Source organism: Geodermatophilus siccatus, assembly GCF_900103785.1.
In the GTDB taxonomy this organism is placed as follows: Bacteria; Actinomycetota; Actinomycetes; order Mycobacteriales; family Geodermatophilaceae; genus Geodermatophilus; species Geodermatophilus siccatus.
Window position 1 is genome coordinate 1 of the sequence record NZ_FNHE01000009.1, and the last position, 19,030, is coordinate 19,030.

Annotated in this window: 16 protein-coding genes; 5 read left to right on the forward strand and 11 right to left on the reverse strand. The window is 75.0% G+C overall.

The window, feature by feature from the left end:
- From BLS21_RS16420 to BLS21_RS16430, 3 genes are all read right to left on the reverse strand, one after another.
- Positions 1-232: leucine zipper domain-containing protein (locus tag BLS21_RS16420; protein ID WP_139177144.1), on the reverse strand; the 232-nt coding region annotated here is incomplete at its 3' end.
- Between the two features lie 192 nt (positions 233-424).
- On the reverse strand, positions 425-940 hold the full coding sequence (locus tag BLS21_RS16425) for a flavin reductase family protein (protein ID WP_091220856.1): 516 nt from the start codon (positions 938-940) through the stop codon (positions 425-427).
- A 189-nt stretch (positions 941-1,129) separates the two neighbouring features.
- The gene (locus BLS21_RS16430; RefSeq protein ID WP_091220858.1) at positions 1,130-2,068 is read right to left on the reverse strand and encodes a hydroxymethylglutaryl-CoA lyase; all 939 of its coding nucleotides are present in this window, start codon (positions 2,066-2,068) and stop codon (positions 1,130-1,132) included.
- A 134-nt stretch (positions 2,069-2,202) separates the two neighbouring features.
- Here BLS21_RS16430 and BLS21_RS16435 point away from each other — a divergent pair, with 134 nt between their 5' ends.
- Positions 2,203-3,093, forward strand: coding sequence for a diguanylate cyclase domain-containing protein (locus BLS21_RS16435; protein ID WP_091220861.1), 891 nt, complete (start codon positions 2,203-2,205; stop codon positions 3,091-3,093).
- 9 nt (positions 3,094-3,102) lie between these two features.
- On the opposite strand, the gene BLS21_RS16440 is transcribed toward BLS21_RS16435, so the two are convergent.
- Positions 3,103-4,200 carry a M20 family metallopeptidase gene (locus tag BLS21_RS16440; RefSeq protein WP_091220863.1) on the reverse strand — a complete coding sequence of 366 codons (1,098 nt, stop codon included), beginning with the start codon at positions 4,198-4,200 and terminating at the stop codon, positions 3,103-3,105.
- A 348-nt stretch (positions 4,201-4,548) separates the two neighbouring features.
- Positions 4,549-6,276 carry a glycerol-3-phosphate dehydrogenase/oxidase gene (locus tag BLS21_RS16445; protein WP_091220865.1) on the reverse strand — a complete coding sequence of 576 codons (1,728 nt, stop codon included), beginning with the start codon at positions 6,274-6,276 and terminating at the stop codon, positions 4,549-4,551.
- 111 nt (positions 6,277-6,387) lie between these two features.
- Between BLS21_RS16445 and BLS21_RS16450 the strand changes: the two genes are divergently transcribed.
- From BLS21_RS16450 to glpK (BLS21_RS16465), 4 genes are all read left to right on the forward strand, one after another.
- Entirely contained in the window at positions 6,388-7,140 is a 753-nt protein-coding gene (locus BLS21_RS16450) for an IclR family transcriptional regulator (protein ID WP_091220868.1), read from the forward strand.
- Positions 7,137-8,645, forward strand: coding sequence for a glycerol kinase GlpK (glpK, locus tag BLS21_RS16455; RefSeq protein ID WP_091220872.1), 1,509 nt, complete (start codon positions 7,137-7,139; stop codon positions 8,643-8,645). The genes BLS21_RS16450 and glpK (BLS21_RS16455) overlap by 4 nt, the downstream gene beginning before the upstream one ends.
- A gap of 154 nt (positions 8,646-8,799) precedes the next feature.
- On the forward strand, positions 8,800-9,522 hold the full coding sequence (locus BLS21_RS16460; RefSeq protein ID WP_175479600.1) for an MIP/aquaporin family protein: 723 nt from the start codon (positions 8,800-8,802) through the stop codon (positions 9,520-9,522).
- Between the two features lie 46 nt (positions 9,523-9,568).
- Positions 9,569-11,086 carry a glycerol kinase GlpK gene (gene glpK, locus BLS21_RS16465; RefSeq protein WP_091220874.1) on the forward strand — a complete coding sequence of 506 codons (1,518 nt, stop codon included), beginning with the start codon at positions 9,569-9,571 and terminating at the stop codon, positions 11,084-11,086.
- Between the two features lie 157 nt (positions 11,087-11,243).
- Here the strand turns inward: glpK (BLS21_RS16465) and pgm are convergent, their stop codons facing one another.
- The 6 genes from pgm to BLS21_RS16495 all read right to left on the reverse strand — a co-directional run bounded on the left by pgm (position 11,244) and on the right by BLS21_RS16495 (position 18,962).
- A complete protein-coding gene (gene pgm, locus BLS21_RS16470; RefSeq protein WP_091220876.1) occupies positions 11,244-12,878 on the reverse strand; it encodes a phosphoglucomutase (alpha-D-glucose-1,6-bisphosphate-dependent) in 1,635 nt (544 codons plus the stop codon).
- Positions 12,879-12,950: 72 nt separating this feature from the next.
- Positions 12,951-13,385 (reverse strand): DUF4190 domain-containing protein, encoded by a 435-nt coding sequence (locus BLS21_RS16475; protein ID WP_091220879.1) that lies wholly within the window; start codon positions 13,383-13,385, stop codon positions 12,951-12,953.
- A 155-nt stretch (positions 13,386-13,540) separates the two neighbouring features.
- Positions 13,541-15,292 carry a 5,6-dimethylbenzimidazole synthase gene (gene bluB, locus BLS21_RS16480; protein WP_091220881.1) on the reverse strand — a complete coding sequence of 584 codons (1,752 nt, stop codon included), beginning with the start codon at positions 15,290-15,292 and terminating at the stop codon, positions 13,541-13,543.
- A gap of 127 nt (positions 15,293-15,419) precedes the next feature.
- Positions 15,420-16,193: a S1 family peptidase gene (locus BLS21_RS16485; protein WP_217636171.1), complete on the reverse strand. Its 774-nt coding sequence runs from the start codon at positions 16,191-16,193 to the stop codon at positions 15,420-15,422.
- A gap of 211 nt (positions 16,194-16,404) precedes the next feature.
- Positions 16,405-18,012, reverse strand: a complete 1,608-nt coding sequence (locus tag BLS21_RS16490; RefSeq protein ID WP_091220884.1) for a methyl-accepting chemotaxis protein — start codon at positions 18,010-18,012, stop codon at positions 16,405-16,407.
- 101 nt (positions 18,013-18,113) lie between these two features.
- Positions 18,114-18,962, reverse strand: a complete 849-nt coding sequence (locus tag BLS21_RS16495) for an alpha/beta fold hydrolase (RefSeq protein ID WP_091220887.1) — start codon at positions 18,960-18,962, stop codon at positions 18,114-18,116.
- Positions 18,963-19,030 lie beyond the last annotated feature (68 nt).

Genomic DNA, 19,030 nt, shown 5'->3' on the forward strand with positions numbered 1-19,030 from the left:
CGATCGCCGCGACCGTCTCCGGCGAGGTCTGCCGGGGCATGCGGTGCGGCCGCGAGGAGCGGTCGGCCAGCCCGGCCTCGCCCTCGGCGCGCCAGCGGCGCACCCACTTGTGAACCGTCTGCCGACTGACGCCCAGCTGCTTGGCCACTTCACCGGGCCGGTGACCGGCCAGGACACGGTCGACGATCAGCGTGCGGGCGAACACGGTGGTACGGGCGTTAGCGTGGGCCACGGAGACCTCCGGTTGGCAACGGCGACGTCAAGCACCGCCACTCCTTCCGGAGGTCTCCTTCGTCACCAAGGCGCCACGCCGACCGTCAACAACGTCCCTGGCTACGACAGCTAGGGCGTGCCTGACGGACCCGTGCCGACGGGAGCGCCGCCAGGGCGCTGATCCCGAGGCCGGAGGTTCGTCGGAGACGCCCTACCCCTCGGCCGCGCGGGTCTCCAGCAGGCCGTAGGCGCCGCGGTGGAAGAGCAGCGGCCGCCGTCCGGGGTCCGCACCGAGGTCCAGCACCCGGGCGGCGACGAGGGTGTGGTCGCCGCCGTCGTACTCCGCCCACAGCTCGCAGTCGATCCAGGCGACGACGTCGTCGAGCACCGGCTGGCCCTGCAGGCTGGGCCGCCAGGACACCCCGGCGAACTTGTCGGCGCTGGAGCGGGCGAACTGGGCCGACAGCTCGGTCTGGTCCTCGGCGAGCACGTTGACGCAGAAGCGACCGAGCTCGCGCAGCCGCGGCCAGGTGCGGGAGGTGCGCGCGGGCGCGATGACCACCAGCGGCGGGTCCAGCGACAGCGAGCTGAACGACTGGCAGGTGAAGCCGATCGGCCCGTGCTCCCCCTGGGCGGTGACCACGGTGACGCCGGAGGCGAAGTGGCCGAGGACGTCACGCATGGTGCGGGGGTCGACCGTCCCGCCCCCCGACGGCGGCTGGCTCATGACCTCCAGCCAACCACGCAGGCGCCGGTCACCGATGGCACCGGTCGGGTTCCCGCCCCCGGTCCGCTCCTCGCTCGCAGAGCTCGCTGCGATGCTCCCGCCGGCGTCACCCGACGGTGTCCACTGGTCGGGTTCCCGCCCCCGGTCCGCTCCTCGCTCGCAGAGCTCGCTGCGATGCTCCCGCCGGCGTCACCCGACGGCGGCGGACGAGCGGGGCACCGAGCGCCCCCCTGCCCGGTACAGCGAGCTGGGCAGCTCGTGCCCGACGGCCTCCTCGGTGACCCGGGCGGCGGCGAGGACGGCGTCGAGGTCCAGCCCGGTGCGCACACCGGACTCCTCGAGCATGTACACCAGCTCCTCGGTGGCGATGTTGCCGCTCGCGCCGGGCGCGAACGGGCAGCCGCCGAGACCGCCGACCGAGGAGTCCAGCTGGGTCACCCCCGCCTGGACGGCGGCCAGCGCGTTGGCCTGCCCGGTGCCGCGGGTGTCGTGGAAGTGCACGCCCACGTCGACGCCCGGACAGGCCCGGCGGACGGCGTCGAGCAGCTGCACGACCCGCAGCGGGGTGGTCGTGCCGATCGTGTCGCCCAGGCAGAGCCGGTCGGCACCGGCGGTGACCGCGGCGCGGGCGACGTCCACGGTGCGGGGGATCGGGGTGCGGCCGTCGAAGGGGCAGTCCCAGGCGGTCGCGATCACCACCTCCGACGAACCCCCGGCGCCGTGCGCCAGGGCGGCGATCTCGCCGACCGCGGCGACGGCCTCGGCGGTGCTGCGCCCGGCGTTGGCCCGGCTGTGCCCGTCGGAGGCCGAGACCACGTACTCCAGGTCGGCGACGCCGGCATCCACCGCGCGGGTGGCGCCCCGGGCGTTGGCGACCAGGGCGGAGAAGAGCACGCCGTCGAAGGCGTGCAGTTCGGCGGCCACCTGGTCGGCGTCGGCCAGTGCCGGCACGGCCTTCGGGGAGACGAACGACGTCACCTCGATCCGGCGGACGCCGGTGGCCACGAGCGCCTCCAGCATCGCCAGCTTGCCCTCGAGGGGCACCGGCGCCTCCAGCTGCAGGCCGTCGCGCATGCCGACCTCGCGGACGTCCACCGTCGCGGGCAGCACCAGGTCGAACTCGTTCACGGGCCCTCCTCGGTCGATCACGTGACATCCTGCCCCGGCGCCGGGTTCCACGTGGAACCACTCGGACGCGTTCGGGCCGAAGAGCTGCAGCAACGGGCCCTGTCGGCGCAGGATGACCGGCACGGAGGTGGGATGTGACCAATGCGGCGGACACGCTGCCCCCGGCGGATCGCCGGAGCGCGTTCGCCAACGCGCCCATGGGGATCGCGCTCGCCACGCCGACCGGTCTCATCGTCGACGCCAACCCGGCGCTGGCGGCGATGCTCGCGTACACCGCCGAGGAACTCTACGGCCGCTCGATGCTCGACCTCGTCCACCCCGACAACCGCCCAGCCGCCGTCGAGGCGTTCGCCGAGCTCCTCGAGCAGCGCAAGATGATGCGGCACGAGACCCGGCTGCTCCGGGCGGACGGCAGCGTGGTGCCCGTGCAGGTCACCTCGTCCTGGGTGGACGGGACGCCCGACGGCGACCCGCCGCACGTCGTCGCGATCGTCGAGGACATCACCGACCGCAAGGCCCTGGAGGCCGCGCTGGTCCACCGTTCCCTGCACGACCCGCTGACCGGGTTGCCCAACCGGATCCTGTTCAACGACCGGCTGCACCACGCCCTGGAGCGTGGGCGCCGGGAGCGGACGCCGACCAGCCTGCTGGGCATCGACCTCGACGGCTTCAAGCAGATCAACGACCAGTACGGCCACCCGGTGGGCGACGAGGTGCTCGTCGCCCTCGCCGAGCGGCTGACCTCGGTGCTGCGGGCCAGCGACACGGCGGCCCGGGTCGGCGGGGACGAGTTCAGCATCGTCTGCGAGAACAGCGGGCGGCCCGACGCCGAGACCCTCGCCGCCCGGCTGCGGGACAGGGTGCGCGAGCCGCTGCGCCTGGCCAGCGGGCTGGCCCTCCCCCTGACGGTGAGCATCGGGATCGGCACGGCCGAGGGCGATGTCGACCCCGAGCGGGCGTTCGAGGCGCTCGTGCGGGAGGCCGACGACGCGATGTACGTCGACAAGGCCCGCTGGCAGGACTGAGGGACCCTCCTACCCCCCGTTCCAGCGGCTGACGACCTCGGTGAAGGCGGCGGCGGCCTGCTCAACCTCGGCGAGCTCGACGTACTCGTCGACGGCGTGCATGACCGCCGGGGTGCCCGGTCCCCAGACCACGATCGGGGCGCCCCGGACGACCTGCACGAGCACCGATGCGTCGGTGAAGTAGGTGGCGGGCGTGGGCAGCACCGGCGCGGGCAGCGAGGCCACCCACGGGTCGTCGGCGGGGGTGCCGACCGGCGGCAGGTCCACCCGCACCTCGACGTCGGCCACCTCCGGCTGCGCCCGCCACCAGGCGAGCAGGTCGCCGCCGTCGGCCACGGTGCGCATGTCGACGACCACCTCGGCGCGGTCGGGGACGACGTTGGGCACCGTGCCGCCCGCGACGACCCCGGGGTTCCACGTCTCCATGCCGAGGAAGGGGTCGGTGCGGAAGGGCAGCACCCCGGCGGCCCGGGCCAGCAGCGCGGCCAGGTCCAGCACCGCGTTGTGCCCGCGCTCCGGCGTGCTGCCGTGGGCGGCCCGGCCGGCGGTCCGGACGGCGAGCCACAGCGCTCCCTTGTGGCCGAGGACCACCCGGTTCCCGGTGGCCTCCGGCACGACCACCGCGCCCACGGGGAGCTCGGCGACGGCTGCGGCCGCCGCGGCGGCCCCACGCGAGCCGATCTCCTCGTCGCTGGTCAGCAGCAGGGCCACCGGCGTCCCCGGGTCGGCGGCGGCCAGCGCGGCCGCCGCGGCGACCACGCCGGCCTTCATGTCGCTGCCCCCGCGGCCCCACACCCGGCCCCCGTCGAGGTCGCCGTCGAAGGGGGCCCGCTGCCAGGCGGCCGGGTCGGCCGCGGGGACGGTGTCGACGTGGCAGGCGAGCAGCAGCTGCCGGCGGCCGGGGTCGGCCGGTGTGCGCAGCAGGGTCCAGGGGTGGTCGCGGTCGCGGCCCTGGGTCACCTGCAGGTGCGGGGCGCGCTCGCGCAGCACCTCGGTGAGCGTGCCCAGGACGTCGCGCTGCGCGTCGGCGTCGCCGGAGACGGTGGGGCGGCGCACCAGCTCGCGCACGAGCGCCACCAGGTCGAGGGCAGGGCCGGTCGCCGTCATGGTCCGATCCTGCCCCCGCGGCGCCGGGACGGCGCGGGACACCGCAGCGGCTCCACCGGCCACGAGCGGTGGCTCCACGGCAGTCGGGGACGGCTCCGGGCCGCGGTAGCGGGGTGAGCCGCCCCGCGGGGCGCGTGCGAGGAGCGGGGGCCGGAGGCTCCCCGACGAGTGCGCGGGCCGGGCTCAGCGCAGGCCGGGGACGGCTCCGGGCCGCGGTAGCGGGGTGAGCCGCCCCGCGGGGCGCGTGCGAGGAGCGGGGGCCGGAGGCTCCCCGACGAGTGCGCGGGCCGGGCTCAGCGCAGGCCGGGGACGGCTCCTGGCCGCGGTGCGGTCCGGTAGGACCGCAGATCACACGAGGGCGCGGCCCACCGCGACGGCGCGGGTGTCCGGCGCGGCGACCCGGACGGCGTCGGCCGCCCGGTCGTCGGCCGCCTCCTGCGAGCGCCGCTCGGCGTCGACCCGGGCGCGGTAGCTCTCGACCTCGTTGGTGATCCGCTGCTCGTCCCAGCCGAGGACCCCGGCCACCGCGCGGGCCACCGGCTCGGCCGACTCCACCCCTCGGTGCGGCGTCTCGATCGAGATCCGGGTGCGGCGGGCGAGTAGGTCGTCGAGGTGCTGGGCGCCCTCGTGCGCGGCGCCGTAGACCAGCTCGACCATGAGGTACTCCTCGGCGCCGGGGACCGGAGCCAGCAGCGCCGGGTCGTCGGCGGCGAGCGAGAGGACCTCCGGCGTGAGCGACCCGTACCGGTTGAGCAGGTGCTCGGCACGGAAGTGCGGGATGCCCCAGCGCTCGGCGAGGGCGTCGAGGGAGTTGCGCATCGCCGCGTAGCCCTCGGCGCCGGCCAGCGGGATGTTGTCGGTGACGCTGGGCGGCACCGGCCGGGTGACGTCGACGGCGACGGCGTCCACCGCGTCGGCGGCCATCGGCCGGTACGTCGTGTACTTGCCGCCGGCCACCGCGATCACGCCGGGCATGGGCCGGGCGACCGCGTGCTCGCGGGACAGCTGGCTGGTCAGCTCCGACTCCCCGGCCAGCAGCGGACGCAGACCCGCGTAGACCCCGGTGATGTCGTCGTGCGTGAGCTCCGTGGTCAGCACCTTGTTGACGTGCTCGAGGATGTAGTCGATGTCGGCCCGTGACGCCGCCGGGTGGGCCTTGTCCAGCGTCCAGTCGGTGTCCGTCGTCCCGACGATCCAGTGGCTGCCCCAGGGGATGACGAACAGCACCGACTTCTCGGTGCGCAGGATCAGCCCGGTCTCGCCGTTGATCCGGTCGCGGGGGACGACGATGTGCACGCCCTTGCTGGCCCGCACGTGGAACCGGCCGCGCCCGCCGACCAGGGTCTGGATGTCGTCGGTCCACACCCCCGTGGCGTTGACGACGACCTCGGCCTTCACGTCGACCTCGCGCCCGGTCTCGACGTCCCGGACCCGGACCCCGGTGACCCGGCCGCCGGCGTGGTGGAAGGCGACGACCTCGGCCGAGTTGAGCACGGTGGCGCCGTAGGCCGCGGCGGTGCGGGCGACGGTGAGGGTGTGCCGGGCGTCGTCGGCCTGGGCGTCGTAGTAGCGGACCGCGCCGACGAGCGCGTCGGGCTTGAGCGCGGGGAACAGCTTGCGGGCGCCGGTGCGGGTGAGCTGCTTCTGCGGGGGCAGCGGGGTCGACAGCGCGCCGATGCGGGCCAGCCCGTCGTAGAGGGTGAGCCCGGCGGTGACGTAGGGCCGCTCCCAGTGGTGGGTGAGCGGGTAGAGGAAGGGCACCGGCTTGACCAGGTGCGGCGCGAGCCGGGTGACGCTCAGGTCGCGCTCGTGGAGGGCCTCGCGCACCAGGCCGAAGTCGAAGGACTCCAGGTAGCGCAGCCCGCCGTGGAAGAGCTTGGACGAGCGCGAGGACGTGCCGCTGGCGAAGTCGCGGGCTTCGACCAGCGCCGTCCGCAGGCCCCGGGTCGCCGCGTCGAGCGCGACGCCGGCACCGGTCACGCCGCCTCCGACGACGAGGACCTCGAAGGACTGCTCGGCCAGCTCCGCCCAGGCTCGCGCGCGCTGATCGGGGCCGAGTGGGGGGACTACGGGCATGCCGACTCCTCTGGCGGGGATTGCTCGTCCACAACGGTAGGCGGGTGCTCTTGGGCCGTCGACGTGCTCCGTTCGACATCGTCGTACGCCAAGGGCCTAGGGTGACGCGCCGTGCCGGGCACCGTGCAGTCGATCGAGCGCGCCGCCACCCTGCTGCACGCCATCGTCGAGTCGGGGGGCCAGATGGGCGTCACCGAGCTGGCGGGTGCCGTGGGGCTGCCGAAGACCACGACCCACGGGCTGCTGCGCACGCTGCTGGCAGTCGGGTTCGTCGAGCAGGACCAGCGCACCGGCCGCTACACCCTCGGCGCCGGCCTCCTGGGGCTGGGCTCGCACTACCTGGACGCCAACGAACTGCGGTCCCGGGCGTCGAACTGGGCCGACTCGCTGGCCGCGCGCAGCGGGTTCGCCGTCCGGCTCGGGACGCCGGCGGGCCTGCAGGTCGTCGTCGTCCACCACGTGTTCCGGCCCGACGACTCACCGCAGGAGCTGGAGGTCGGGTCCGTGCTGCCGGCGCACGCCACCGCCGTGGGGAAGATCCTGCTGGCCTCCCGCCCGGCGATGGCCCGGATGCTGGCCGACACCCGGCTCGAGGCGCTGACCCCGCGCACCATCGCCGACCCGGCGGCGCTGCTGGCCGAGCTGTCGACCGTCCGCGCGCGGGGCTGGGCCGAGCAGCAGGGGGAGTACCGGATGGGCCTGGGCGGGATCGCCGCACCGGTGCACGGGCCGGGTGGCCTGGTCGTCGGCGCGCTGGGCGTCAGCGGCCCGGTCGAGGAGCTCTTCGCCGACGCCGCGCGGCCGGCGCTGCGCGGCATGGTGGTCGAGGCCGCGGCCGCGGTCTCCCGGGAGCTCGCCACGTGACGGAGCGGTACGTGCTCGCGGTGGACCAGGGCACCACCTCGACCCGGTCGATCGTGTTCGACCGTGCAGGCCGGCTGGTCGCCGTCCGGCAGCGGGAGCACCGCCAGCACTTCCCCCGGCCCGGCTGGGTGGAGCACGACCCGGAGGAGATCTGGGCCAACACCCAGCTCACCGCCGCCCAGGCGCTGCGCGACGTCGCCGCTTCGCCCGGGCAGGTGGTGGCGCTGGGCATCGCCAACCAGCGCGAGACGACGGTGGTGTGGGAGCGCGCCACCGGCCGGCCGCTGGTGCGCGCGCTGGTCTGGCAGGACACCCGCACCGGACCGCTGGTGGAGGAGCTGGCCGCCCGCCCCGAGGCCGCGCTGGTGCGCGAGCGCACCGGGCTGGAGCTGGCCGGGTACTTCGCCGGCCCGCGGCTGCGCTGGGTGCTCGACAACGTCCGCGGCGCCCGGGCGCGCGCCGAACGCGGCGAGCTGCTGTTCGGCACGATGGAGAGCTGGCTGGTCTGGAACCTCACCGGGGGCCCGGACGGCGGGGTGCACGTCACCGACGTGACGAACGCCAGCCGGACCCTGCTCATGGACGTGCACCGCTGCCGCTGGGACCCCGAGCTGCTCGACTTCTTCGGTGTCCCCGCCGCGATGCTCCCGGAGATCCGCCCGTCGGTCGGCGTGCTGGGCACCGCGACCGCCCTGCCGGTGCCGCTGCCCATCGGCGGCACGCTCGGCGACCAGCAGGCGGCGCTGTTCGGGCAGACCTGCTTCGCGCCCGGCGAGGCCAAGTGCACCTACGGCACCGGCAGCTTCCTGCTGCAGAACACCGGCACCGAGCTGGTCCGCTCGACGCACGGGCTGATCAGCACGGTGGCCTACCAGCTGGCGGGGGAGCCGGTGCACTACGCGCTGGAGGGCTCGATCGCGGTCACCGGCGCCCTGGTGCAGTGGCTCCGGGACAGCCTCGGGCTCATCGGCTCGGCGCCCGAGGTGGAGACCCTGGCCCGCAGCGTCTCGGACAACGGCGGGTGCTACGTCGTACCGGCGTTCTCCGGGCTGCTCGCCCCGCACTGGGCGGGCCGGGCGCGCGGGCTGGTCGCCGGCCTGACCTCCTACGTCACCAAGGGGCACCTGGCCCGGGCGGTGCTGGAGGCGACCGGCTGGCAGACCCGCGACGTCGTCCGGGCCATGGACGCCGACTCCCGCCTGCCGCTCACCGCGCTGCGGGTGGACGGCGGGATGACCACCAACAACCTGCTCATGCAGTTCCTGGCCGACGTGCTCGACAGCCCGGTGGTGCGCCCCATGGTGGGGGAGACGGTCTCGCTCGGCGCGGCCTACGCGGCCGGGCTCGCCGTGGGGGTGTGGTCGGACACCGAGGCGCTGCGGCGCAACTGGCACCGCTCCGCGCAGTGGGTGCCCGACCCGAAGCGGGTGGCCGCGCTCGACGCCGCCTATCCGGAGTGGGAGCGCGCCGTGCAGCTGAGCATCGCGTGGGGCGAACGCCCCTGACGGGGGATCGCGCTGTCCGACATCGTCGTACAGCGCCCGTTGTCCGCCCTCGACCTGTGTGAATAGCGTCACCGCGCCAGTCGTCGACCGGCCGTCCCGCGGTCCGGCGCCGAGCCCGTGGCACCACCGCATCACCGGCGATGAGGAGCAGCGCATGAGCCTGTGGACCGTGTTCGGCAGCGAGGTCGTCGGAACCGGCGTCCTCATACTCCTCGGCGTCGGCGTGGTCGCCAACGTCGTCCTGCCCCAGACCCTGGGCAACGGCGGAGGCTGGCTGCTCATCAACTTCGGCTGGGGCATCGGCGTCTTCGCCGGCGTCTACGCCGGCGCCAGCTCCGGGGCGCACCTCAACCCGGCGGTCACCCTCGGCCTGGCGGTGAGCGGCGCGAACGAGTACGCGCCCGGCGTGCCGATCACCCTGGCGTCGTCAGTGGTCTACGTGATCGGCCAGCTCGTCGGCGCCTTCCTCGGCGCCGTCGTCGCGTGGCTGGCCTACCGCAAGCAGTACGACGCGGCGACCGAGCCGGTGCTCGGCACCTTCTCCACCGGCCCGACGATCGCCAGCCCCGCCTGGAACGTGGTCACCGAGGCCATCGGCACCTTCGTGCTCGTCTACCTCATCCTGCGCTTCGGCGACACGCCCGGCGAGCTCGGCCCGCTGGCGGTGGCGCTGCTCGTCATCGGCATCGGCGCCTCCCTCGGCGGACCGACCGGCTACGCCATCAACCCCGCCCGCGACCTGGGCCCGCGCATCGCGCACGCCGTGCTGCCGATCCGCGCCAAGGGGGACAGCAACTGGGGCTACGCCTGGGTGCCGGTCGTGGGCCCGCTCATCGGGGCCGTCCTGGGCGGCCTGCTGTCCCGGGCTCCCCTCTGACCGCAGCTCCCCCGAACCCCACCGCGACGAAGCGAGAGGAACCACCGTGAGCCAGTACGTGGCAGCCATCGACCAGGGGACCACGAGCACCCGCTGCATGATCTTCGACCACGAGGGCGCCGTGGTCTCCGTCGGCCAGAAGGAGCACCAGCAGATCTTCCCGCGCGCCGGCTGGGTCGAGCACGACCCGATGGAGATCTGGGCGAACACCCGGGAGGTGGTGGGCCAGGCGCTCGCCCGGGGCAACGTCGGGCACTCGGACGTGGTCGCCGTCGGCATCACCAACCAGCGCGAGACCACTGTCGTCTGGGACCGGAACACCGGTCGGCCGGTCTACAACGCGATCGTCTGGCAGGACACCCGCACCACGGCGATCGTCGAGCAGCTCGGCGCCCTCGGCGGCGGAGCGGACCGGTACAAGGACAAGGTCGGCCTGCCGCTGGCCACCTACTTCGCCGGGCCCAAGGTGCGTTGGATCCTCGACAACGTCGACGGCGCCCGGGAGCGGGCCGAGCGCGGTGAGCTGCTCATGGGCACCATCGACTCCTGGCTGATCTGGAACATGACCGGCGGGGCCGACGGCGGACTGCACCTCACCGACGTGTCCAACGCCTCCCGCACGATGCTCATGGACTACCGGACGCTGTCCTGGGACGCCGACATCGCCGAGGAGATGGGCATCCCGACGTCCATGCTCCCGGAGATCCGGTCCAACTCCGAGGAGTACGGCCGGGGCCGCAAGGCCGGCTTCCTCGCCGGGGTCCCCATCGCCGGCTCGCTCGGCGACCAGCAGGCGGCGACCTTCGGCCAGGTCTGCTTCAGCAAGGGCATGGCCAAGAACACCTACGGCACCGGCAACTTCATGCTGTTGAACACCGGCGAGGAGGCCGTCCCGTCGCAGAACGGCCTGCTCACGACGCTGTGCTACCAGCTCGGCGAGGGCAAGCCGGTGTACGCCCTGGAGGGCTCGATCGCGGTCACCGGGTCGCTGGTGCAGTGGGTCCGGGACAACCTCGGGATGATCACGAGCGCTCCGGAGATCGAGCAGGTGGCCCGCACGGTCGAGGACAACGGCGGCGCGTACTTCGTGCCCGCCTTCTCCGGGCTGTTCGCGCCGCACTGGCGCTCGGACGCGCGCGGCGCGATCGTCGGGCTCACCCGGTACGTCAACAAGGGGCACCTGGCCCGCGCCGTGCTCGAGGCGACGGCGTACCAGACCCGCGAGGTGCTCGACGCGATGAACGCCGACTCCGGGGTCGACCTCACCGAGCTGCGCGTGGACGGCGGCATGGTCGGCAACGAGCTGCTCATGCAGTTCCAGGCCGACATCCTCGACGTCCCCGTGATCCGGCCGAAGATCGCCGAGACCACCGCCCTGGGCGCCGCCTACGCGGCCGGGCTCGCGGTCGGCTTCTGGTCCGACCTCGACGAGCTGACCGCCAAGTGGGCCGAGGACAAGCGCTGGGAGCCGCAGATGCCGGCGGAGGAGCGCGAGCGCTACTACCGCAACTGGCAGAAGGCGGTCACCAAGAGCCTCGACTGGGTCGACGAGGACACCATGTGACCTGTCGTCCTACCGGACGACACCGCGACCAGGTGCCGTTCCCGACCGGGGCCGAGCCGCTGCCCGTGTCCCGGTCGGGGACCCTCCGGGCCCCCGCGACCGGTCCACCTCGGCTGGGTGCCGTCCCCGGCCGTGCCGAACGGTCCGGGCTCCCGGATCACGCCCCGAGCGCAGCCGAGACGACGGCCTTGGCCTCCTCCTGGACCTGTGCCAGGTGGTCGGGGCCCTGGAACGACTCGGCGTAGACCTTGTAGACGTCCTCGGTGCCCGACGGGCGGGCGGCGAACCAGGCGTTCTCGGTGGTCACCTTGAGCCCGCCGATCGCGGCGTCGTTGCCCGGCGCGCGGGTGAGCTTGGCGGTGATCGGCTCGCCGGCCAGCTCGGTCGCCGTCACGTCCTCCGGGGAGAGCTTGCCGAGCGCCGCCTTCTGCTCGCGGGTGGCCGGCGCGTCGACGCGGGCGTAGGCCGACTCGCCGTACCGGGCGGTCAGCTCGGCGTGCAGCTGGGACGGCGAGCTGCCGGTCACCGCCTGGATCTCGCTGGCCAGCAGCGCCAGCAGGATGCCGTCCTTGTCGGTCGTCCACACGCCGCCGTCCCGCCGCAGGAACGAGGCGCCGGCGGATTCCTCGCCGCCGAAGCCGACCGACCCGTCGAGCAGGCCGGGGACGAACCACTTGAAGCCGACGGGCACCTCGACCAGCCGCCGGCCCAGCCCGCCGACCACCCGGTCGATGAGGGACGACGACACCAGCGTCTTGCCGACGGCCACGTCGGCGCCCCACTCCGGCCGGTGCGCGAACAGGTAGGAGATCGCGACGGCGAGGAAGTGGTTGGGGTTCATCAGCCCGCCGTCGGGGGTCACGATGCCGTGCCGGTCGGCGTCGGCGTCGTTGCCGGTGGCGATCTGGAACTGCTCGCGCTTGCCGATGAGCGAGGCCATGGCCGACGGCGAGGAGCAGTCCATGCGGATCCTGCCGTCCCAGTCCAGCGTCATGAACCGCCAGGTCGGGTCCACCAGCGGGTTGACGACGGTCAGGTCGAGGCGGTGCCGCTCGGCGATCGCCGCCCAGTAGTCGACACTGGCGCCGCCGAGCGGGTCCGCGCCGATGCGCACGCCGGCGTCCCGGACCGCGTCGAGGTCGAGCACCGAGGGCAGGTCGTCGACGTAGTCGCCGAGGAAGTCGTGCGCCTGCGCCGCCGCCCGGGCGCGGGCGAAGGGCACGCGCTGCACGCCCTCGAGCCCCTTCTGCAGCAGCTCGTTGGCGCGAGCGGCGATCACCTTCGTGGCGTCGGTGTCGGCCGGGCCGCCGTTGGGCGGGTTGTACTTGAACCCGCCGTCCCGTGGCGGGTTGTGCGACGGGGTGACGACGATGCCGTCGGCCAGGCCCGACGTCTTCCCCCGGTTGGCCCGCAGGATGGCGTGGCTGACCGCCGGGGTGGGCGTGTAGCGGTCCGCGGCGTCGACCAGCACCGTCACGTCGTTGGCGACCAGCACCTCCAGCGCGGAGGCCCAGGCCGGCTCGGAGAGCGCGTGGGTGTCCCGGCCGATGAACAGCGGGCCGTCGTAGCCCTGCGCCGCGCGGTACTCGCAGATGGCCTGGGTGGTGGCGACGATGTGCGCCTCGTTGAACGCCCGGTCGAACGCCGACCCGCGGTGCCCGGAGGTGCCGAACGCGACCTGCTGGGCCGGGTCGGCCGGGTCCGGCTCGAGCGTGTAGTACGCGGTGACCAGCGAGGCGACGTCGACCAGGTCGCTGGGGGCAGCCGGCTGTCCGGCGCGGGGGTCGGTCATGCGCCGATCCTGGCCCTGCACCCGCCGCCCCCGCGACCCCGGCGGGCACCATCCGGTCGGGCGGGTCGGCGGTCAGACGGAAGCGGCGAGACCGAACGCGATGAACAGGGCGAGGAACCCGACGCCGATCCAGCCGAGCACGATGCCTGCGGTCGCCATGCCGCCGCCGGCCTCACCTCGCTCCCGGATCTGGCTCTGTGCCACGTAGCCGAAGACCAGCGCCAGGATGCTGCCGAACCAGTACAGCCAGAGGATGCCCAGCACCATCGAGGCGATGGCGAACCCGTTGGTGGTCCGCAGCGGCGCGTACGGGTAGCCGCCGTACGGCGGGCCGTAGGGCCCGGGTCGCCCCGGGGGCGCCGGCCAGCCGCTCCCCGGCGGGGGCGAGGCCTGGTACCCGGGGTACCCGCCGCCGTACGGCGCCTGCCCCCACCCGGCCGGGGGGACCGGGCCCGACGGGCCCTGGGGGTCGTCGCCACCCTGCGGATGGGGACCAGGGTGTGTCATCTGCTCGCTCCTGGTTCCTGCCCGTCCGCCGGGGACGACCGTCCGCCGGGCGTCAGCCCCATCGTGGCCGCTGACGGCGGCGTCGGGGGCGCGGCGCGCGGCCCGGCCACCCCGACGGGGGAGACCGGGCCGGGGCGACCGGTTCCGCCTCGCGGTCAGGAGTCGACGCGCGCGGTCTCCCGGCGCAGCGCCAGCCCGGCGAGCAGCAGGCCGCTGGCCAGGGCCGCGCCGACGCCCTCACCGGCGCGCACCCGCAGGTCCAGCAGCGGCTCCCGGCCCAGGTCCTGCAGGACGAGCTCGTGCCCGCGCTCGCGGCTGCGCTGCCCCGCGACCAGGGCGGGCTGCACCCCCGGCTCCAGCCGCACGGCCGCGAGGGCGGCGACCGAGGTGGCGTAGCCGTCCAGCACCACGGCCGACCCGGCCTCCGCCGCACCGAGGACCACCCCGGCCAGGGCGGCGAGCTCGGGGCCGCCCAGCTCGGCGAGCGCCACCACCGGGTCCCGCGTCAGGGCCGGGGAGCTCCGCCGGGCACGCCCCAGGGCCTCACCGACCACCTGCCGCTTGCGCGCGAGGACCTCGGCGTCGGCACCCGACCCCAGCCCGACGGCGTCGGCCGGGTCGGCGTCCAGCAGGCCGCACGCGAGCGCCGCCGCCACGGTGGTGTTGCCGACCCCGACCTCACCCAGGGCCACCAGCCCCGCGGCCGCCGCTACCCGGCCCAGCTCGCGGCCGGCGTCCAGCGACCGCCGGGCGTCCTCCGGCGTCATCGCCGGCCGGTCGACGAGGTCCCCGCGCGGGTCGACGGGACGGCGCACCGTCGCACCCGGGACCGGGTCGCCGGAGACCCCGGCGTCCACGACGCACACCCCGAGGCCGGCAGTCCGGGCGGCCGTGGCCCCCAGCGAGGTCCCGCCGACCGCCGCGTGGACGACGTCCCGGGTGACGCCGGGGGAGTAGGCCGACACCCCGTGGGCGGCGACCGGGTGGTCGGCGGCCACCAGCACCAGGGTGCCGCCGGAGGTGCCGGCGCCACCGAGCGCCACCACGCCGTCCACGGCCCGGTCCAGGACGCCGAGCGAGCCCGGCGGGGTGAGCAACCGGTCGGCCTGGTCCCGGGCCGCGACGACCGCCTGCCGGCCCGGCGCCCGCAGGTGCGACGGCGGCGCGGCCGGGGCCCCGGCGTCGTCGACGGGCCACCGGTCGTGCAGGACGACGTCGGACAGCGGCAGCCGCCGGGACCAGCCGGCCCGCTCGAGGCCCGGGGCGGGTGGCCGCTCGTCGGGCCAGCCCAGGCACAGCCAGCCCAGGGTCACGACGCCGTCCGGCAGGCCGAGCAGCCCGGCGAGCTCCTCGGGCCGGAACAGGGTCACCCAGCCCAGTCCGAGGCCCTCGGCCCGGGCCGCCAGCCACAGGTTCTGGATGGCCGCCGCACAGCTCCACAGGTCGGCGTCGGGGAAGGTGGCCCGGCCCAGCACCCCGGCCGCCGGGGTCCGCCGGTCGCAGCAGACCACCACGCCGAGGGGCGCCTCCCGGACGCCCTCGAGCTGCAGGTCGAGCAGCCGGCGGGCGGCGTCCGGCTCCAGCTGCGCGGCCTGGCGCAGCCGTTCCCGGTCGGTCAGCACCGCCGCCCGGTCCCGGGTCCCGGCGTCCTGCACGACGAGGAACCGCCACGGCTGGCTGTGGCCGACCGACGGGGCGGCGTGCGCCGCGGACAGCACCCGCTCGAGGACGTCGGCGGGAACGGGGTCCGGCCGGAACCGTCGGACGTCGCGGCGGGCGCCGACCACCCGGTGCAGGGCGTCCCGGACCTGCTCGCCCATCGCCCAGCCGGTGGGGTCGGCGGCCCGCTGGGACGCCGAGGTCGTGTCGCCGACCAGCGGCACCGGCCGCGGCCACGTCTCCGCCACGGGCTCCCCTCCCCACGCGGTGTGCCCGGCTCCCGGGCGGGCCGACTGTAGTTCCGGTCCCGACCGGATCGGCGGGCGCCGCCTCGTCGTACCGCGTGCCGGCCGAGGCCCGGGCCGGGTCACCTGCTCACGGCAGGTCGTCGACGACGCCGTCGACCCAGCCGGCGACGACGTCGACGCGGGCGGTGGTCTCCTGCGACCGGTGCGGGCACACCGGCCCTCCGCTCTCCACGGAGACGAGCACCGGGCTCGCCCCGCCGGTGGTGTAGGGCGCCCCCGAGTCGTACGCGCACGCGCTGGTGTCCGGAGCGGGCCAGTGGCCCTCCACCGCCACGGTCGTCGACCGCACCGCCCCGACCTCCACCTGACCCCAGTACAACTGGTCGCTCCAGGGGCCGTCGCTCGTGGTGGCACCCCAGCCGGCGAAGGACAGCAGCTGCCCCTCCGCGGGCTCCTCGGTGCTGAGCGGCAGGGGGGTGAGCCCGTCGACCGGCGCGTCCAGGCGGGCGACGGCGACGTCGTTGCTGCCGGACTGCTCCACCCACACCACCGAGCGCGTCACGCCGGCAGCCGGGTCCGTGGTGCTCGCCGTCCCGAGGCGCGCGACGGCGGTGTAGGCCGGAGCTCCGCCGGCGCGGTCGCCGTCGTCGTCGTGGAAGCAGTGCCCGGCGGTCATGACCCAGGTCGGCGAGATGAGGACCCCGGAGCAGGCGCTGTCGTACACCGTGCCGTCGGACCGGGTGGTGTCCGCGAACCGCAGCTGCACGGCGAACGGGAACTGGCCCTCCTCCGCCGCGACGCCCTGAGCGATGCCGGCGGCCGGCGAGGCGCCGAGGACGGCGACGGTCATCGATGCGGTCGCTGCGGCGGAGACGGCGGGCAGCGAGCGGCGCAGGCGCATGGGGACCCCGGGAGGAGGCGGCGGAGACGCGGCAGGTCGGCAACGCTACGGGGCGTCCGGGCCCACGGTCCGACCGAGCACGGCGCCGGGTCGAGGGGACGACCGCCGGCTGGTCGACGTGCGCCCGGCGGTCCGGGCCTGACGGGCCCGGGAACGACGACGGGCGCCGCGGACCTGCAGGTCCACGGCGCCCGTCGGACGCGCATCGCGGTCAGTAGCGGAAGCGCTGCACCAGCTCCTGCAGGTCGCCGGACATGCGGGCCAGCTCCTCGGCCGCCTGCCGGGTCTGCGCGACGCCGGCCGTGGTGGCGGACGCGGCGTGCGCGACGCCGCTGATGCTGCCGGCGATCTCGCCGCTGCCGGTGGCGGCCTCGCTGACGCTGCGGTTCATCTCCGCGGTGGTCGCCCCCTGCTCCTCCACCGCCGAGGCGATGGTCAGCTGGAAGTCGTTGATCTGGCTGATGATCCCCGCGATCCCGCTGATCGCCGTCGTCGCGCCGGCGGTGTCGGCCTGGATGGCCTCGACCCGGCGGGCGATGTCCTCGGTGGCCTTGGCCGTCTCCTGGGCCAGCTCCTTGACCTCGTTGGCCACCACGGCGAAGCCCTTGCCCGCCTCCCCGGCGCGGGCGGCCTCGATGGTGGCGTTGAGCGCCAGGAGGTTGGTCTGCTCGGCGATCGAGGTGATGGTCTTGACCACCTCGCCGATCTCCTGCGAGGAGACGCCGAGCTTGCTCACCGTCCGCGTCGTCTCCTCGGCGGCCTGGACGGCGGTGCCGGCGACGCGGGCGGCCTCCGAGGCGTTCTGCGCGATCTCGTCGATGGACGCGCCCATCTCCTCGGAGCCGGAGGCGACGGTCTGCACGTTGCGGGAGATCTGCTCGGCGGCGGCGGCCACGGTGCCGGCCTGGCTCGCGGCGTCCTCCGCGCTGCCGGCGATGGACTCCGACGACGCGCTGAGCTCCTCGGCTGCGGCGGCGAGGGCGGACGCCGACTCGGCCGTCGAGGAGACGGTGCCGCGCAGGCTCTCGGCCGCCTGGTTGAGCGCCCCGGCCATCTGGCCGACCTCGTCGCCGGAGGAGACCTCCACCCGGGTGGTCAGGTCACCGGCGGCCATCGCCATGAGGCCGTCGCGCACGGCCACCACCGGCCGGGTGATCAGTCGCGCCACCAGCAGCGCCAGCACGACGGCGACGGCCAGCCCGACCACGAGCAGGACGAGCACGAGGGTGCGGGCCGACTCGTAGGTGTCCGTCGCCGCCTGGACCGAGGACTCGGCGGCCGCGGCCTCGCTGGCCAGCAGCTCGTCCAGCGCGGCGTTGAGCTGCGCGGCCACCGGAGCGATCGTGTCGCTGCGCATCGACAGGAAGTCCGCGAACCGGCCCTGGTGCACCGCCAGGCGGTAGGCGTCGCTGCTGACCAGCGACTCGTACTGCTCCCAGGCGTCGGAGAGGGCCGCCACCTGCTGCTCCTGGGCGGGGGTCAGCCCGCTGGCGGCGTAGGCCTCGATCGCGGCGTCCATGGCCTCGATGTCGGCCAGGTACAGCTCGTGGGCCTTGGCCGCGGCGGCGGCGTCGGGCAGCAGCTCGTCGGCGAGGGCGTCGATGCGGGTCTGCAGGAAGGCCCGGCGCACCTCGGCGATCTGGTTGGAGGGCACCAGCGCGTCGGTGTTGATGTCCTGGCTGCGCTGCTGGAGGGCACCCAGCTGCAGGACGCCGACGATGCCGACGGTCAGGGCGACCACGCAGGCCGCGGCGACCGCCGTGAGGACCTTGACGCGCAGGGGCAGCGCGAGCAGACGGGACGGGACGGACAGCCGCACGGAGCACCTCGGGGACGATGAGACAGGGGCAACCGTGGGTTTCGGCCGGATTCGTCCGATCTCCAGCGGAACCGTCGACGGCGGACCGAGGCCCCCCGTCGTCAGTGCTCGACGCGCTCGAGGAACCGCTTCACCGTCTCGAGGAAGACCTCCGGCTGCTCGGAGTGCACCCAGTGGCCGGCGTTCTTGACCCGCACCAGCCGGGTGTTCGGGAAGAGCTCCTCCATGCGTGCCCGGTCCCCGGGCAGCACGTAGTGGCTGGTGGCGCCGGCGATCCACAGCACCGGGCCGTCGTAGCGGGCGCCCGGCGGCGGCTCGGGGAAGCCGCGCAGCTCACCCAGGTCGCGACCGAGCAGCTCGAGGTTGAGCCGCCAGCGCCACCCGCCGTCGGCGCCCGCCCCCTCGCGCACCAGGCTCTGCAGCAGGAACGAGCGCACCATCCGGCTCGGGACGGCGGCCTGCAGGGCGGCGTCGGCGTCCTCGCGGGTCCTCAGCCGGTCGAGGTCGAGGGCGCCCATCGCCTCGATGTAGGCGGCGAAGGGCGAGGCCTCCTCGTCGGGGTCGTCGGTGCGGCCGCCGGTGACCGGGTACTCGACCGGGGCGATGTCGACGACGACCAGCGCGCGCAGCAGCTCCGGGTGCCGCAGCGCCAGCTGCATCGACACCTTCCCGCCCATCGAGTGCCCGACGAGCGTGACCGGCTCGCCGAACGAGCGCAGCTCCGCGGCGACCAGCTCGGCCATGTCGACGTAGTCGACCCGGTCGGTCCACGGCGAGTGCCCGTGGTTGGGCAGGTCGAGGAGGGTGACCCGGTGGTCCGCGGCGAGGCCCTTGGCGATCGTCGTCCAGTTCTTGCCCTGGCCGAACAGGCCGTGGACGAACACCACCCGCGGCCCGGCGGAGCCCAGCGTCCGGGCGTGCAGCCGTTCGTCCTCGGAGTTCGCCGTCACGTCGGCGATTCCACCAGATCCCGTGGCGCCGCCGACCTACCGTCGTCGACCGACGCAGAGGAGGACAC

Bases quoted from the DNA above. Each gene is read 5' to 3' on its own strand.
- BLS21_RS16425 (WP_091220856.1), bottom strand. From the start codon at position 940: ATGAGCCAGCCGCCGTCGGGGGGCGGGACGGTCGACCCCCGCACCATG.
- BLS21_RS16440 (WP_091220863.1), bottom strand. From the start codon at position 4,200: ATGACGGCGACCGGCCCTGCCCTCGACCTGGTGGCGCTCGTGCGCGAG.
- BLS21_RS16445 (WP_091220865.1), bottom strand. From the start codon at position 6,276: ATGCCCGTAGTCCCCCCACTCGGCCCCGATCAGCGCGCGCGAGCCTGG.
- BLS21_RS16460 (WP_175479600.1), top strand. From the start codon at position 8,800: ATGAGCCTGTGGACCGTGTTCGGCAGCGAGGTCGTCGGAACCGGCGTC.
- pgm (WP_091220876.1), bottom strand. From the start codon at position 12,878: ATGACCGACCCCCGCGCCGGACAGCCGGCTGCCCCCAGCGACCTGGTC.
- BLS21_RS16475 (WP_091220879.1), bottom strand. From the start codon at position 13,385: ATGACACACCCTGGTCCCCATCCGCAGGGTGGCGACGACCCCCAGGGC.
- BLS21_RS16485 (WP_217636171.1), bottom strand. From the start codon at position 16,193: ATGCGCCTGCGCCGCTCGCTGCCCGCCGTCTCCGCCGCAGCGACCGCA.